This is a genomic window from Vibrio sp. A37, from assembly GCF_059777565.1.
Genome location: NZ_JBLNLI010000002.1, coordinates 444,211 through 460,051 on the forward strand (window position 1 = coordinate 444,211; position 15,841 = coordinate 460,051).

General features: G+C 40.6%; 14 protein-coding genes. 5 read left to right on the plus strand and 9 right to left on the minus strand.

Annotated features, from left to right (window positions below; genetic code table 11):
• Nucleotides 1-27: 27 nt before the first annotated feature.
• The 4 genes from ACM2FC_RS05595 to ACM2FC_RS05610 all read right to left on the minus strand — a co-directional run bounded on the left by ACM2FC_RS05595 (nucleotide 28) and on the right by ACM2FC_RS05610 (nucleotide 4,033).
• Nucleotides 28-690: a hypothetical protein gene (locus tag ACM2FC_RS05595; protein WP_498479880.1), complete on the minus strand. Its 663-nt coding sequence runs from the start codon at nucleotides 688-690 to the stop codon at nucleotides 28-30.
• 140 nt (nucleotides 691-830) lie between these two features.
• A complete protein-coding gene (gene prc, locus ACM2FC_RS05600) occupies nucleotides 831-2,825 on the minus strand; it encodes a carboxy terminal-processing peptidase (protein WP_498479881.1) in 1,995 nt (664 codons plus the stop codon).
• 17 nt (nucleotides 2,826-2,842) lie between these two features.
• Complete coding sequence (proQ, locus tag ACM2FC_RS05605) at nucleotides 2,843-3,460, minus strand: RNA chaperone ProQ (RefSeq protein WP_498479882.1); 618 nt, start codon at nucleotides 3,458-3,460, stop codon at nucleotides 2,843-2,845.
• 102 nt (nucleotides 3,461-3,562) lie between these two features.
• Complete coding sequence (locus ACM2FC_RS05610) at nucleotides 3,563-4,033, minus strand: GAF domain-containing protein (RefSeq protein ID WP_498479883.1); 471 nt, start codon at nucleotides 4,031-4,033, stop codon at nucleotides 3,563-3,565.
• A gap of 311 nt (nucleotides 4,034-4,344) precedes the next feature.
• On the opposite strand from ACM2FC_RS05610, the gene ACM2FC_RS05615 reads away from it, so the two are divergent.
• From ACM2FC_RS05615 to rsmF, 3 genes are all read left to right on the plus strand, one after another.
• Nucleotides 4,345-5,616: a PqiA/YebS family transporter subunit gene (locus tag ACM2FC_RS05615; protein WP_498479884.1), complete on the plus strand. Its 1,272-nt coding sequence runs from the start codon at nucleotides 4,345-4,347 to the stop codon at nucleotides 5,614-5,616.
• On the plus strand, nucleotides 5,606-8,221 hold the full coding sequence (locus tag ACM2FC_RS05620; RefSeq protein WP_498479885.1) for a PqiB family protein: 2,616 nt from the start codon (nucleotides 5,606-5,608) through the stop codon (nucleotides 8,219-8,221). Before ACM2FC_RS05615 ends, ACM2FC_RS05620 begins: the two co-directional genes overlap by 11 nt.
• A gap of 108 nt (nucleotides 8,222-8,329) precedes the next feature.
• Nucleotides 8,330-9,751, plus strand: coding sequence for a 16S rRNA (cytosine(1407)-C(5))-methyltransferase RsmF (gene rsmF / locus ACM2FC_RS05625; protein WP_498479886.1), 1,422 nt, complete (start codon nucleotides 8,330-8,332; stop codon nucleotides 9,749-9,751).
• A gap of 27 nt (nucleotides 9,752-9,778) precedes the next feature.
• Here the strand turns inward: rsmF and ACM2FC_RS05630 are convergent, their stop codons facing one another.
• The 3 genes from ACM2FC_RS05630 to ACM2FC_RS05640 form a co-directional block, all read right to left on the minus strand.
• A complete protein-coding gene (locus ACM2FC_RS05630) occupies nucleotides 9,779-10,354 on the minus strand; it encodes a chloramphenicol phosphotransferase CPT family protein (RefSeq protein WP_498479887.1) in 576 nt (191 codons plus the stop codon).
• Nucleotides 10,355-10,387: 33 nt separating this feature from the next.
• Nucleotides 10,388-10,705 carry an antibiotic biosynthesis monooxygenase family protein gene (locus tag ACM2FC_RS05635; protein ID WP_498479888.1) on the minus strand — a complete coding sequence of 106 codons (318 nt, stop codon included), beginning with the start codon at nucleotides 10,703-10,705 and terminating at the stop codon, nucleotides 10,388-10,390.
• A gap of 92 nt (nucleotides 10,706-10,797) precedes the next feature.
• Nucleotides 10,798-11,631 (minus strand): CvfB family protein, encoded by an 834-nt coding sequence (locus ACM2FC_RS05640; protein WP_498479889.1) that lies wholly within the window; start codon nucleotides 11,629-11,631, stop codon nucleotides 10,798-10,800.
• A 95-nt stretch (nucleotides 11,632-11,726) separates the two neighbouring features.
• Here ACM2FC_RS05640 and ACM2FC_RS05645 point away from each other — a divergent pair, with 95 nt between their 5' ends.
• Nucleotides 11,727-13,082 (plus strand): hypothetical protein, encoded by a 1,356-nt coding sequence (locus ACM2FC_RS05645; protein WP_498479890.1) that lies wholly within the window; start codon nucleotides 11,727-11,729, stop codon nucleotides 13,080-13,082.
• Here the strand turns inward: ACM2FC_RS05645 and ACM2FC_RS05650 are convergent.
• Together ACM2FC_RS05650 and ACM2FC_RS05655 are read right to left on the minus strand one after the other, a co-directional pair.
• Entirely contained in the window at nucleotides 13,079-13,555 is a 477-nt protein-coding gene (locus ACM2FC_RS05650; protein WP_498479891.1) for a DUF4442 domain-containing protein, read from the minus strand. The two genes, ACM2FC_RS05645 and ACM2FC_RS05650, sit on opposite strands and share 4 nt — an antisense overlap.
• 99 nt (nucleotides 13,556-13,654) lie before the next feature.
• Nucleotides 13,655-14,542 (minus strand): putative PEP-binding protein, encoded by an 888-nt coding sequence (locus tag ACM2FC_RS05655; RefSeq protein ID WP_498479892.1) that lies wholly within the window; start codon nucleotides 14,540-14,542, stop codon nucleotides 13,655-13,657.
• Nucleotides 14,543-14,768: 226 nt separating this feature from the next.
• Here ACM2FC_RS05655 and ACM2FC_RS05660 point away from each other — a divergent pair, with 226 nt between their 5' ends.
• Nucleotides 14,769-15,821 carry a 3-deoxy-7-phosphoheptulonate synthase gene (locus ACM2FC_RS05660; RefSeq protein ID WP_498479893.1) on the plus strand — a complete coding sequence of 351 codons (1,053 nt, stop codon included), beginning with the start codon at nucleotides 14,769-14,771 and terminating at the stop codon, nucleotides 15,819-15,821.
• Nucleotides 15,822-15,841 lie beyond the last annotated feature (20 nt).

A 15,841-nucleotide genomic window follows, 5' to 3' on the forward strand; every position in this document is an offset into this window, starting at 1 on the left:
TAAGCTTAAATTGGGTCGAATGAATAATTATTGCACTCGATTTAGAACCGCGTACATCCCCCCACCTTCACCTTCAAGAGTTAGCTGGTCACGTGTTAAAGAGTATCGAGTACTATGTTCACCATCTTCGTAAATGAGAACTAAATGGTCGTCTTCTGTGTAATAAACCCCTTTGTGAACTTCTTCTTCGCCTTCCTGATTACTTACTCTAAATAAAAAAACAAAATCAGGTTGAAGGATTAAATCCATCTTTTCAACATCACTTGCCAATAAATCATCGCCACCTAGATGTTCGCTAGACCAAATTCCGGCAAGCGCATTGGACAATGCTTTTACAAAGGTCACACCATTCAAATTTAACAAGTTATGGTTACCAGAGTAGGCATAAACTTGAGGCTCTTCTGAGTTCATTCCTAGAACTAATGTATTCTCATCTGCCGTGTAAACACCTTCCCAGTGCTCTACACTGTAGTCTTTTTTCTGTATGTTAATTTGAAAATCATAATTAGAATTTAAAGTTAACTTAATAGTGCGAAAATTCTCAGCAGAATCATTTGGATTTGGGTTCACCAAATACCAATCACCAAGCAAAAATGGCAAATCAAATTGCGTCAAATCAACCGTTTTCATTGTCTCTGAGCTAGACAATGAAAAACTTAGACAAGCGCAAAGAAGCAACAAACATCTCATTACGCACTCCTCTTCTTTTCTTAAAGCTTAGGTCGATACTTGGAAGAACGCGAAACTAATTAGCGCTGTATATACATATTGATTGATATAAAAAAGCGAGCCGGTATGGCTCGCTTATTAATATTTGATTGGTTTTTTAACTAGTTAATCATATCAACGATTATAGAGACCGTTTCATTTAGGTAAGCATCTGGTTTCTCATAATCCTTCGGAACATCATCCAATGACGCGTAAGGTTTCAACCCTTGCTGTTTCTGACGTTCGTTGATACGGGATAACCTAAGCTGATCAGCCTTTTCACTTTCTTGTTTACGAACTTTCTCGTTCAGTGAAACAGAATTATCTTCTTTTGTAGCGCGGTATTCGGCAATATCCTGCTCAATGAACTTGAACTCCATGTCATCTTTTATCCGCAAGTTATGCTCTTTGCTGAGCTTTTTTATCTCTTGCTGAAAGTTATTCAAAGTCTGATACTTAGCTTGTGCAATTTGATCCCAAGGTAACGCATTATCCTCAACACTTTCTCCCGTTTCAGAAGGATCGATAAGAGACGGATAAGCAATATCAGGCACGACACCTTTGTTTTGCGTACTACCACCATTTATTCGGTAAAACTTCTGAATCGTGTACTGCACATAACCCAACTCTTTATCAAACATGTCATAAATTTGATTGAGAGTGCGGTGTTGCTGAACAGTACCTTTACCAAATGAATTCTCGCCAACAACAATTGCTCGACCATAATCTTGCATTGCCGCAGCGAAAATTTCTGATGCCGAAGCACTATAGCGGTTAATTAACACGACCAAAGGTCCTTGGTAGCTGATTTTTCCGCCAGTATCACTGTTCACGTTGACCCTGCCGTAACTATCTCGAACCTGAACAATAGGACCACTTTTTATGAATAGTCCAGACAAAGCCGTTGCTTCAGTTAAAGCACCACCACCGTTGTTTCGCAGATCGACAATAATACCATCCACGCCTTGAGACTTTAGATCAGTAAGAAGCTTATCGGTGTCCTTAGAAAGACCAACATAAAAACTCGGTACTTCTAGCACTCCGATTTTCTTACCATCTTTCTCAATAACTTCTGCTTTCACCGCTCTGTCTTCAAGGCGAATTTTATCGCGAGTAATTGTGACAACGTGACTTTTTGCATCTTTATTATCTGGCAAAATTTCCAGTTTAACCTTAGTCCCTTTAGGTCCTTTGATTAACTGAACAACGTCATCTAACCGCCAACCGATAACATCAACGATAGCTTCACCGTCCTGACCGACACCAACGATTCGGTCCCCTTCACCTAATTGCTTGCTTTTAGATGCAGGGCCACCAGCCACAAGTGATCGAATGACAGTGTAGTCATCTGTCATTTGCAACACAGCACCAATTCCCTCAAGAGAAAGATTCATTTCTGATTGAAATTGCTCAGCATTCCTAGGGGAAAGATAACTGGTGTGTGGATCAACTTCGCGAGCAAAGGCATTCATGTAAAGTTGGAAAGCATCTTCATTATGAGTTTGACTCAATCGACGAATGGCATTGTTATATCGCTTACCTAAAATTTCCTTAATTTCAGGCCACTCTTTGCCAGTTAGCTTAAGATTTAGCGCGTCATATTTTACGCGCTTACGCCATAGCTCATTAAGCTCATTTTCATCTGTCGGCCAAGCCGCTTTGCTTCTATCGAGTTCGAGAGATTCGTCTTCATCAAACTTCATCTCCTTGTCTAACAAAGAGAGAGCGTACTTGAAACGATCGTAACGCTTTTGCATTGAAAGATTATAAACATCGAAGGCGATTTGGTTATTGCCAGCTTTGAGTTGATCATCAAGTTGATCTGACCATTTAGCGAAAGAGTCGATATCGGATTGAGTAAAAATATTGCGATTGAAATCGAGAAGCTCTAAGTAACGTTCGAAAATGCCTTCTGAGAATTGGTCATTGAGGTCAAAGTGTTTGTAGTGATTTTGTGTAAATCTCCACATCACCCGTTTACTTGCAGTTTCATGTTGAGTTTCAGGTGCAAGAACAGGAAGTTCCTTCTTACTGATATTGGCTTCAAGAGCCTGAACTGACGGGACTGCTAGCCAAAGGCTAGCAGCAATCAGTGTCAATTTTAAACGGGTTTTCATGCGTAGGAGTATCTCCTTTAGGCGCGCAAGTGCTCCGCTTTAACGACCATTTGTAGACCGTTTACAAGTTGAACACGTACATCTTCCTTATTGATTTCAACTATGGTCGCTGCCATATTTCCTTTACCCATGTTTACATTCACTTGCTTGCCAACAATCATTTCATCAGCATTCAGAGCTCTTGTTTTTACAGGCTTTCTACCATCTTTTTGCGCTTTAGACGGAGTACGACGAGGCTGTGGTTTTCTCGTCTTCTTCGCTTTCTCTTCTTTTGACTTTTGAGCTTGCTCCTTTCGTCTTGCTTGCGCTCTAGCTTTGCTTTCAGCTAGCGCAGTCTTAGCATGCTCAACATGTTCTTCTTCCAATTCACCACATGTATTGCCGTCTAAATCAACGCGACTTGCGCCTGGCTTAACACCATGTAAATAACGCCAAGAAGACGTATATTGTCTTAAAGCCGCTCTAAGTTGAGTTTTGCTGACCTTCGGGTCTTCACTTAATCGTTCGGCAAGATCTTGAAAAATGCCAATTTTCAAAGGTTTTGCTTCACCTTCTAAAGTAAAGCACTTAGGGAAACATTCAGCAATATAAGCAATGACTTCTTTGCTGTTCTTCAACTTTTCAGTGTTTTCCATGAGGATTCCTGGTTAATGCGGGCTTCCCCGCGAGCATATAGATAAAGATTTCAAGTATTATAGTGAGCTGCAAATGAAAAACCACACTCAAAGATTAAAATCTCATTTATTAGAGTGTGAATTAAGCAGCTTTTCAACTTCACGGACTAAAAACGTTAATCCTTCCTCATCAATTTCACTGAACCTTCCAACCTCTGGACTATCAATATCAAGCACGCCAGCAAGCTGACCGTCAACAGAAAAAGGGATCACGATTTCAGAATTGCTTGCTGCATCACAGGCTATATGCCCTTCAAATTGATGTACGTCATAAACGCGTTGCACAGTATTAGTAGCCGCTGCAGTTCCACAAACACCGCGCCCAACTGGAATACGAACGCATGCGGGTTTACCTTGAAACGGCCCCAGTACAAGTTGATCATCCTTTAAAAGATAAAATCCGACCCAATTTAGTCGGTCTAACTCTAAGTTAAGTAAAGCACTCAGATTAGACAGGTTTGCAATCAGATCTTGCTCTCCCTCTAGCAATGCAACAGCTTGCTTGGTGAGGCGATGATAGTGTTCAATGTTCATTTTATGTTCCAACAGTTATTCAAAGATTCCATACAATAAATTGGAATCGCGCTCGAAAAATTTAGCGCTTTACAATGCATCAGGGATGTATAGCACAAATAAAAAACACAAAGCAAAGATTTCCTTAACGTACGCACCCACTTGCTTTGTTAGTGAGCGCATAACTTTACTTTCTTTTTGTCTCGATTAATCGCTGCGCTGTTATACTTCAAATTATTTTCATCAATAGTTTTAATACTGTTGGAGCAGATAAAATACATAAAGGACGATGTATTCTGTTTCGATTGACGCCTTGAGGGATTGGGCTAAAGATGTTAAACAACAAACACAGCACGAATTCGATAATCCAATGCCAGAGCTGTCAATGGCCAATTGAGCGTGTGTCGCTAACCAAGAGCGAAAACGCTCACTGTCCTCGCTGTGACCACATTGTTTATCAAAAAAAGCAGGCTAGCCTATCAGGAAATCTAGCAATCGCTTTGACTTGTTTGTTATTGCTTATTCCCGCGCATTTTTACAATTTTATCGATATCAACTTATTCGGAGTTTCTTTCTCAGGAAGCCTAGTCAGTGGCGTAAAGGCCCTAATAAATGAAGACTACGTGATTCTCGCCCTACTGGTCGTTTTTTGCAGCTCAATAGCGCCATTTATTCTGTTTAGTGAATTAATTTTGGCTCATATCGCGCTTAGACAAAAGCGTTTGAAGCTACTAAATCATAGCCTTAAGCTAATTCGACAATTAAGGCACTGGGTTATGATTGATGTATTTCTCGTGAGTATCGCTATCTCTTGTTTTAAGCTACAAGATTACGCAGATATATCCATTGATACTGGTTTGCTCTCCTTAATCTTATTGCAGATTCTTACCGTACTGCTACTTGCGCGTATCAATATAGAGCAATACTGGAATAACTGGCAGCAAGATGAAGGGTATCACGTTCAATCGAGAGACAAAAAACTTGCACATCTCGAATACGCCCAATGTGGAAATTGCTATCTGACGCAGAATAAGAGTCATAGCCGTTGTTCTAGGTGTAGGCACAAAATGTCACCTTTCAAACCTCACTCCCTTCAACGTTCTTGGGCTTACTTAGTAACGGCAACCTTTGCTTTAATACCGGCAAACTTAATTCCAATCTCAATTTTGATTACCAATGGTAAGCAAACAAAGGACACGATTTTTTCTGGGGTTCTTTCATTGGTTCAACACGATCTAATCTTTATCGCTATCATCATCTTCATCGCCAGCATCCTAGTACCCATAATAAAAATTCTAGGTATCGGATATGTTTTAGTATCCATATCTTGTCGTAAGTCTATGTATCAACGCCAATGCATGAAGATTTATTCTATTCTCAAATGGATAGGTAAATGGTCCATGGTAGATTTGTTTGTTATTTCAATCATGCTTACTCTCGTTGACCGTGGCCAAATTTTGAATTTTACCCCAGGCTTTGGTGCGGTAGCCTTTGGTGTCGTGATAGTTTGCACAATGTTATCAGCGGAAAGCTTAGATACTCGATTGATATGGAATTTAAAGAGTCAACCTGTCGGCGAAAACGGAATTGTACATGAGCAATGAGTCAAAACCTGTGATAAAGAAAAGTAGTCGTATATCACCTTTATGGGTATTGCCCATAGTGACCATCATTTTAGTGGGCTGGCTTTTGTCAAAATCAATCCACGATAGCGGTCAAAAAATCCAAATTCAGTTTACAGATGCACAAGGGCTGATTGCTGGCCGCACCACAATACGCTATCACGGACTCGAGGTCGGCATTGTTAGAGATATCGTGCTATCCAAAGATTTAGAAAGTATCTATGTCGAAGCTGACGTTTATCCTGAGGCGGAGACTTTACTTAGAAAGAATACACGATTTTGGTTAGTTAAGCCTACAGCCAACCTTTCTGGAGTAACTGGACTCGACGCGCTCGTATCAGGGAATTACATAGCTATACAACCTAGTCCGATAAAATCTGAGCGTGAAACCAAGTTTCGAGCCCTAGATATTGCACCTTCAGACATACGCTCACGCGAAGGATTGAATATCCGGCTGAAAGCAAAAGATTTAGGGGGTATTTCTGTTGGCTCACAAATTCTATACCGACGTATCCCAGTTGGTGAGGTGTATGGATACCAACTTGACGAAGAAAATGACGAAGTCTTGATACAGGCTTCAGTTCAACCCGAATACCAACATATCATTACCACCGATAGCCGATTTTGGAACATAAGTGGTATAGGAGCCAGAGTGGGTTTTGATGGTGTAGACGTGCATTTGAGTAGCATTAGTGCACTACTAGGTGGAGCTATAGCGGTCGACTCTCCTGACCGAGGTTCCCCAGTAAAAAATGATCAAGAATTTAAGCTCTACCCTGATATAGAAACGGCAGGTAGAGGGATACCTATAAAAATATATTTACCAGAAAACAATAAGATAAACTCTTCTGGTGCTCCGATTATGTATAGAGGGATAGAAATTGGTCAGATTACAACTTTAGAGCTTGATGCTCAGCGCCAAGGTATAATCGCTCATGCTGCCGTTCAACCGGCTTTTAGTGACATGTTGAATACAAATAGCAATTTTATTCTTGAAGAACCTAGGCTGTCGCTATATTCATTTGATAATTTAACCAACTTAGTCAAAGGCAATTACCTCACCATTGTGCCAGGAAAAGGCTCGCCTAGCCGAGAGTTTACTGCCTATCGACAAGATAACATTAAACTCAAGCAGCATGATGCGATATTAATTCAATTGGTTTCGGACGATACCTACGGACTAGATAAAAGCTCTAGCCTCCTCTACAAAGGCATTGAGGTCGGTACGGTCGCCAACATTAAGTTAGAAAACGAGAATGTAAAGTTGGATGTATTAGTCAATAAGCAATTCCAACACCTCATCAAATCTCAAAATCTATTCTATATTTCCAACGGGGCTAATATCGACATGACCGACTCTGGTATTGCGATATCTCTGCCTCCAGTCAAGCGGTTAATCGGTCGTAGTATCAGCTTTGTAAGCCAAGGCAACAGCCAAAGCAAAAGTAAATATCAGCTCTTCGCAAGCAAGCAGTTAGCAGATATTGCTCAAACCGAAGGGTCTGGCTCAAAAGATATTTACTTGATCGCTCAAGAGCTTCCTCCAGTTTCTATTGGTAGCCCATTGCTCTACCGTAACTTGCCAGTAGGTAAAATTGTTAACTTTGAGTTGTCCAAACCCGGTGTCACTGTGCACGCAAAAGTAAACGCCAAATATAGTCATTTAGTGGATAACAATAGTGTATTTTGGAATTATTCAGGGGTAAATATCGAAGCATCCTTAAACAAAATCAACGTTTCCTCAGCACCTCTTAAAAGCCTGTTAGTCGGTGGTATCGCTTTCGATCATATGGACAATATTCAAAACAAACATGGCAAGTATTGGAAACTGTATCAGAACTTCATGCAAGTTGAGCAAGCAGGGAATCAAGTAACGTTAACCACTAATGAGCCTGTGAACCTAAAGCCGGGAGCAAGTGTTAAATATAAAGGCACGACTATTGGTAGAGTCGATTCTACCCAACCGAGTTTTATTGATGATAAGACTACCGTTACGCTGACTATTTTCTCTGGTTATTTTGATAATGTTGCTAAGGATGGCAGCTACTTTTGGCTTGTACAACCAAGAATAAGCTCTGCAGGAGTTGAGAATATCGAGCATTTATTAGGGACCGAAATATTTGTCACTCCCGGTTCAGGTAATATCACTAAAGAATTTGCTTTACACTTTAAACCCAAAATCGATCAAGGTATCGAGTTCAGTCTACAAAGTGATCGCAAAGGTTCTATAAAAGCGGGCACCCCGATTTTGTACCGAGATATTGAAGTGGGCGTTGTGACGGAAGTAAAGCTCGGTGAGCTGTCAGATAGGATAATCACTACGATTTCTGTAAATAAACCTTACGCGTACTTAATCCGTAAAAACAGCGTATTTTGGAATGTGTCAGGTGTCGATGTATCTATTGGGCTCACCGGAGCAAACCTAAAAACAGGCACGGTTGAGAGCTTGATTCGCGGTGGAATTGCTTTTTCGACCCCCGATGATGTAGAGCTTGAGCCAAAAGCCAAACAAGGACAAACATTCTTCCTACACCCTTCAGCCAAAGATACTTGGAAAAACTGGCGGATGCCAATACCAAAAGGATAAGATAAAAAATATACCCAATACACCTAAATTAGCCGTGCTGAATACAATGCATCTTTCGCTTGTTTGGGTATATAATTCTCGCCATGAAACACAGAGCGGACATATACCTTGCACCCAAACGTTTACCTTCCAGATAATTTTTTATCTCATATTAAAGCAATACTTCCGAAAGAAACTTCCCTAGAAGAATTCGTTGCCGCATGCCAACGGCCATTAAAAAAAAGTATTCGCGTCAATACACTAAAAATCTCTGTCGAAGAATTTATAGAAAGAGCAGATAAGAAAAACTGGAAGCTTGAACCAATACCATGGTGTGACACTGGGTTTTGGATAGAAGCCAATGAAACAGAGACTCCATTAGGCAATACAGCAGAACACATGGCTGGGCTATTTTATATTCAAGAAGCAAGTTCAATGATGCCTGTATCTGCTTTATTTCATCAACAAGAGGAAGACTTTGTATCTGTACTCGATATTGCCTCCGCTCCTGGGTCTAAAACAACTCAAATTGCTGCGAAACTCGATAATGCGGGTGTTGTTGTCGCCAATGAATTGTCTGCGAGCCGGGTAAAAGTTCTGCATGCCAATATACAAAGGTGCGGCGTAACAAACTGTGCGTTAACCAATTTTGACGGCAATGTTTTCGGTGCTTGGTTACCAGAACAATTTGATGCCATTCTCTTAGACGCTCCCTGCTCTGGAGAAGGTACGATTCGCAAAGATCCTGATGCTTTAAAAAATTGGAGCGAGGAAAGTAGTCAACAAATCGCAGAGGTGCAAAAAAAGCTCGTTGAAAGTGCATTTCACGCCTTAAAACCCGGTGGAACTATGGTGTATTCAACCTGTGCCCTAAGCAAAGAAGAGAATCAGGATATTTGCTCTCATCTGCTCAGTTCTTTTGCCAATGCCATTGAGTCAACTTCACTGTCTGATTTATTCTCTCAAGCAAGCAAGGCATTGACACCTGAAGGGTACGTACATATTTTCCCTCAAACCTATGACTGCGAAGGGTTCTTCGTTGCTAAGTTTAAAAAGATTGGTCGTCTTCCCTCACCAACAGTTAAGAAAAGACTGGGTAAATTTCCTTTTGAAAAAGCGAATAAAAAACTCTGTAATGAAATTTGCCAATCTCTGAAACAAGAGCTTGATATCTCGCTACCCCAGCATTCTGTCATATGGACAAGAGATAAAGATGTGTGGCTTTTCCCTGAAAAACTTGAACCTATGCTTGGCGAGTTGCGTTTCTCTCGAATGGGCATAAAAATAGCCGAAACGCACCGGAATGGGTTTAAGTGGCAACACCAAGTCGCTACATCGGTCGCAACAGGTAGTGAGTCAAGTTGTATCGATATTTCAACTGAGCAAGCACGCGATTGGTATATGGGCAAAGACATTCGCCCAGAGTCATCAGGTCAAGGCCCTACTTTAGTGAGATATGATGGGTTTATTATTGGATTAGGTAAATGGGTCGGAACCAGAGTGAAAAATGGACTGCCGCGCGAGTTAGTCAGAGATAATAATCTGTTTTAGGCTAAGAATCGCTACGAGCCTAGGTTTTTATTTAGGCTCTAGCTTCAGTCCACTAATTATTTCAAGCGCACATTCTTTTGCTGAGTGGTTTGTCGTGTCTACCATTAGATTATAATTTACCCCTTGATGGACCATTTTCACCTGTTCTCTGGCTGAACCATTCATCCTATCGCTTCTACACTTTTCTCGTGCTTCTAGCACTGATAAAGAGCAATACACTCCAACAAACCCAAAAGATGTTCCTTCTAGAGCGTCAAACCACAAACTTTGTTCTCTGCTACCATCCATAACATCATCTACAATCACTTTAATGCCGGAATCAACGAAATGTCTTACCGTAGAGCGGTACACTTCATTAATCTGTCTACCATATTTCCCGCATTGTATTTTCAACGCTACTTCTTCTTGAGAAACATTACGCTGCCAATAAAAGCCATCAGAAGAGATATCTATTTCAGAAAGTTCATTACACCTTGCTGGCATCATGGATATAAAAGTATCAATGCCTATATGCAAAAAATTCTCTTTTAAATTTGATTGTAGTTGCTTGGCGATAGAGGTTTTACCTGCACTACTAGCGCCGTTTAGAATGATAACGTCCATTTACTATTCTTTATTCGGTGTTTGTAAGTGGCTTCAAAATTCGTAATCTCGCTCAACCTTGCAAACTCTAGTTTTATACGAAGCATACCACTTCTCTTTTCCTAGACGCTGCGCAGCTAAGTGTTCTGTGTTTGCTTTCCATTGTCTTATTGACTCTATATCTGACCAATAGGATACCGTTATACCCACTTGCTCTCTTGCCGATTCAATACCTAAAAAGCCCAGTTGTTCTGAAGCTAAATTAACCATTTGCTCTGCCATCGCTTCGTACCCTTCTAAATCGTCATTGGTTTCTGACGTAAAAATAACCGCGTAATAAGGTGGCTTGGGCGTGTTTGCTATCTGAGACATGATTTTCCCTCAACAAGGCTAACTAACCTGAGCTCAGGTTAACTAAGTGTTCTGCCTGATAATCAGGCAGAACTGAAGCACACTTTAACACTTTAAGTTAAACGAATTCCGTCTTTTTCAATAACAATTTTACCCTGTTTATACAGCCCGCCAATCGTTTTCTTGAAAGTGCCTTTGCTGGTTTTAAAAACAGAGAAAATAGCATCAGGAGTCGACTTATCATTCAATGGAAGGAAGCCATCACTGCGCTCTAGCTGATCAATAATTTTACTACTGAGGTCGTCCATTCTTCCAACACCGACTTTTTGCAAAGATAAGTCGATTTTTCCGTCTTCTCGAATGGCTTTGATATAGCCTTTCAAGCGTTTACCAACGAATAATTTGCCAAATACGTCGGAAGAAAAAATCATCCCCCAATGTTGACCATTAACAATCGCTTTAAATCCTAGCTCACTCCTCTCTGCAATAATGAGCTCAACCTGCTGGTTGGTTCGATAGTTTGCGGGTGTTTTATCCAAGAGTTTATTGAATTTAGTCGTGCCGACTATTCGGCCAGAGGCTTTATCATTGTATACATAGACCAACAATTTTTGGCCTTGCTTCAAGCGACCACGTTGCTCACTGAAAGGAACCAAAAGATCTTTCTCTTTTATTCCCCAGTTAACAAAAGCGCCAGTACTGTTAACACCTTCAACGCTCATAAGTCCCCATTCTCCCACTTGGGCAACAGGTTTTGCTGTTGTTGCTGACAACTGATTTTCTGAGTCGAAGTACAAGAAAACATCCAGCTGGCTACCCACTTTAATTCCTTCCGGAACATATTTATTAGGTAGTAATGTAGTTCCAAATTCTCCAGCGTCTAGAAAAACACCAAAATCTGCAAGCTTCACAACTTCAAGGTTGTTTACTTGTCCAACTCTAATCATGTCAAATATCTCAATTCAAATTTTCGGTGATTATACCCAAACTCGGTTATGCTTTCCTTATAACATTAAAATTATAATAAATTGAGGAGACTAGGTTGGTCACTGTTGACAAACATGACGGCATAACACTCAAAATCTCTCACGCCATTGGTACATCGAAGCACTCAAATTTGGACATCTACTTATTTGTGCCCGGTGAGCTGGGCCTTAGCCAACAGAAAATCGGTGAATCTGAGTTTTATTACAATTCCATCAGTCAAAAACGCACTTACTATAGTGATGAAGCTTTACTCCCTCTCATACACAGCCGACTAGCTCAGAGAAAGCGGCTGCCAAGTAGGCAGTACCGTGTGAGCTTGAGCCTTTTTGCGTATCAATATGTCATCGCATTGGATAAAACAGTAAACCGCATAAATGGCCAAGACAAAGACACCATCACAGAACAAGAAGTTGATGAGGTAATAGAGCTCGCCATCGATATACTCAAACGTTTAAGACGAAATATTCCGTATGAAGAAAACCTTAAACGCTATTATGCCAACATAGACAACTACCTCTCTTGGTACACGGAGCAAAATTTTCTCGCCTTAATTGCTCATTTACCAAGAAACGATGCGTATGTAAGTGTTAAAGAAAAGCTGATAAGAATCGTTGAAAAAGAAACAAATCACCGAAAATTAAATAATTATAACTCAGAAAAAGTCCGCGCCGATTTAACAAGAATGAGCAATAAAATGCGTTTACTTCGTCGCTTAATCGAACATCCAATTGTACTCAAGCAAGAGACGACTTCATTGGGAAAGAATCTAAGGCGCGCGTCTAAAGGGATAGCTACGGGTTTTGTCATGGTGTTCGTCACCATACTCGCTATTACCGCTCGAGATTACTGGGGGGAAATTACGGTTTCATTCATTGTTATCATGTCATTTCTCTACGCGTTAAGAGAAATATTTAAAGATGACTTAAGAGACGTTCTATTACGCTGGGTAAGAAAAGACAAACCAAAATGGCGGAAACGATATGTTGACCCAACCACGAAAAAAACCGTTGGGCAAAAGCTCGAATGGCTAAGTTACAAAATCAGAGACAATTTACCAGACAAAATTAAAATCATACGTAAGAAGCGTGTCGTTCAAAGAGAGGAAACCATTCTCCACTACCGAAGTGAAACAGAAATGTCGACTTCACGTTTTATGAGTGGATACGAAGAAACGAAAGATGTATTACTTATTAGCATGCGTTCTTTAACACGCCTTATGGATAAAGGTTCTAATAAGGTCTATACATTGACTAAAGGGCAAGTTACACGCGAATCAGTCGATAAGCGTCACTTATTTAACCTTATTATTCAAGAAAATCGGGTAGGTAAAGAGCCCAGCTTTTATCGCTGGAAAATAGTACTGAATAAAAACAAGATTATCGCAATAGAGCAAATTGACATCGAAGATTAATCAACAACTTTAATCGAGAGCGTAAGCACGAACTCCGCAACCGGTAAATCAGGATCAATACTCGGACAAGTAGCGATAATCGTCACGTGCTGGTTGACTCTATCTCTCGTCTCGATCGCTTGCTCTAACATTTGAGCAATCTTATCACCATCCGCACATGTAAATAGAACATCCCCCTCAGCTCTTTTTAAAAACTTGCCTTGAACCTCTTTAAAAGCAAGAGAAATATTGACACCCTTTTCTTTCGCCTTGCTCATAGCCATAAAGCCACCAGCAATATCTGCACCAATGGCCAAGACACCAAAGTACATACTATTCAGGTGATTCTTGGTTCTTCGTTTCAACGGTATTTTTACAGAGATTGAAGAGCCGTCTAAGTACACTATTTTTGGCCTACAAAGCCATATTAACGGTACTTTTGAAAAGCCAAATAGGCTCAGATACAAGTTTGCTTTGGTAAGTAAGGACAGCATTGGCATTCCACATTACTGAAAGGTCATCTGACCAGTTAATGATGTGCAATGCCTTTTGTCAATTCCAATAACCTGTAGTTTGACATATGCTTAAGTTTGTTACGACGTAACATGAGCTCGAATGGCGCTTTGACTAGATAGATAGTCTAAAGTTTTTGGCATTTTATCTAAATGCTCAACTAACACCACAACGTTCTTGTTACATGCTTTACAAGATTCAATCGTTTTATCTAGCAGCAAGAGTACAGACTCGTTATCCAAGTCAAATAGGTATGACATCTCACTGTTATTGCGATCTATACCTAATGTAAATTGCGTTAAATGGCCCAAGTTCACCACAAGTCCATCGAAATAATGAAGTAATCTATCCGAAAGCAGAGCAGCTGAAGGAACATCAACAGAAAAGTGGACCTTCAATCCATCTAAACCTCTAGGTAACCCTTGTTCTGCGAGTTTATCAATAATGGTCGCAGCATCAGACAGCGTGCGTACAAAAGGTATAACAATTTCCACATTTGAATACTGTTCACGAAGCTTTTTAATCACCTCACACTCAAGTGCAAAAGCCGCCCTATATTCCTTTGATGCGTGTTTTGACACCCCTCTTCTTCCCATACTGGGATTTAACTCATGTTGCTCCAACTCCCCTCCGATCAAGGAGCTAAATTCATGGCTGTTTAGGCCCGTTAAACAAACTTGAACTTCGGAGTGCTGAGGTCGTATTTCAGAACTGATCGCATCAAATAACGTCGTAACAAAGAAGTCTCTAACGATTTGCTGACCACATAACTCCTCCAGTTTTTTTCGAATGCTATCTTCGATACTAGCTTGAGGATCAACATACGCAGGGTGAAATGCGATTTTTTCACATACCAAGCGAGACAGATCCACATAAAGCCTATTTCCGTTTGCTTGCTCTTTTATTGAAGGGAAGGTATCACCAAATTCGATATCAGAAGTCGAATTTCTGAGGGTTTTGTCGGTCATCATGACTCCAAACTAAGCTAATTTTCAATTGATTAGAAATCATGACTAGTCCTCTGTCAACTCAGCTTGCTACAATATTCTGTCTAGCGCTTATCTACTGTACTCATTAAAGAATTGAAATAAATATCTACTTGCGGGCCTTAAACTCAACATAAAAGTTTATTACTGCATGTAATTCCGTTATCTTTACGTCTTCAAAACAAATATAGACAAAACAGAATTTAGCATGCCATTAAAAACCGACGAACTTAGAACCCAGGCGCTAGGGCCTATGCCAACACCAGCTGAGCTTGGAAGTGCCCATCCGATCACCGATTCCGTAGCGGAATGTATTGCGCAATCAAGAAAGACCGTTGAAAGAATTCTATTAGGCGAAGACAAACGACTGTTAGTGATTGTAGGCCCTTGCTCTGTTCATGACACCGACGCAGCAATCGATTACGCAACTAGACTCGCCAGTATTCAAAAACAATACGAAAACGAATTGTTTGTTGTCATGCGCACTTATTTTGAAAAGCCTCGAACTGTCGTCGGTTGGAAAGGCTTAATTACCGATCCGAACTTGGATGGATCATACGCGCTTGAAACAGGGCTAAGCAAAGCTCGTCAGCTTCTACTGGATATCAACAAAATTGGCCTGCCAACCGCGACTGAGTTTCTAGACATGATTACAGGTCAATATATTGCTGACCTGATCACTTGGGGTGCAATTGGCGCGAGAACAACTGAATCACAAATTCACAGAGAAATGGCTTCTGCTTTGTCTTGTCCTGTTGGTTTTAAAAACGGTACCAATGGTAACGTCAAAATCTCTATTGATGCTATTCGAGCGGCAAAAGCTTCGCATTACTTTTACTCACCAGATAAAAATGGTCGAATGACAGTTTACCGCACTAGCGGCAACCCTCATGGGCACGTTATCTTGAGAGGTGGAGACAAAGGCCCTAACTTTGACCGTGATTCGGTAGCACAAGCATGTGCTCAACTGAATGAGTTCGATTTGCCCGCAAGACTTGTGGTTGACTTCAGCCACGCGAATTGCCAAAAGCAGCATAGAAAACAACTTGACGTTGCTAAAGATATCTGTGAGCAAATCAAATCTGGTAGCGAACAGATCGCTGGTATCATGGCAGAGAGCTTTATAGAAGAAGGTAACCAGCCAATGAATGATATTAGCGCGTTAAAATATGGCCAATCGATCACTGATCCATGTTTAAGCTGGGAGCATACCGTAGAAATGCTTGATTTATTGTCTGAAGCTGTTAAGACTCGTTTTTAAGTTTTTAGAAAGGATAGATA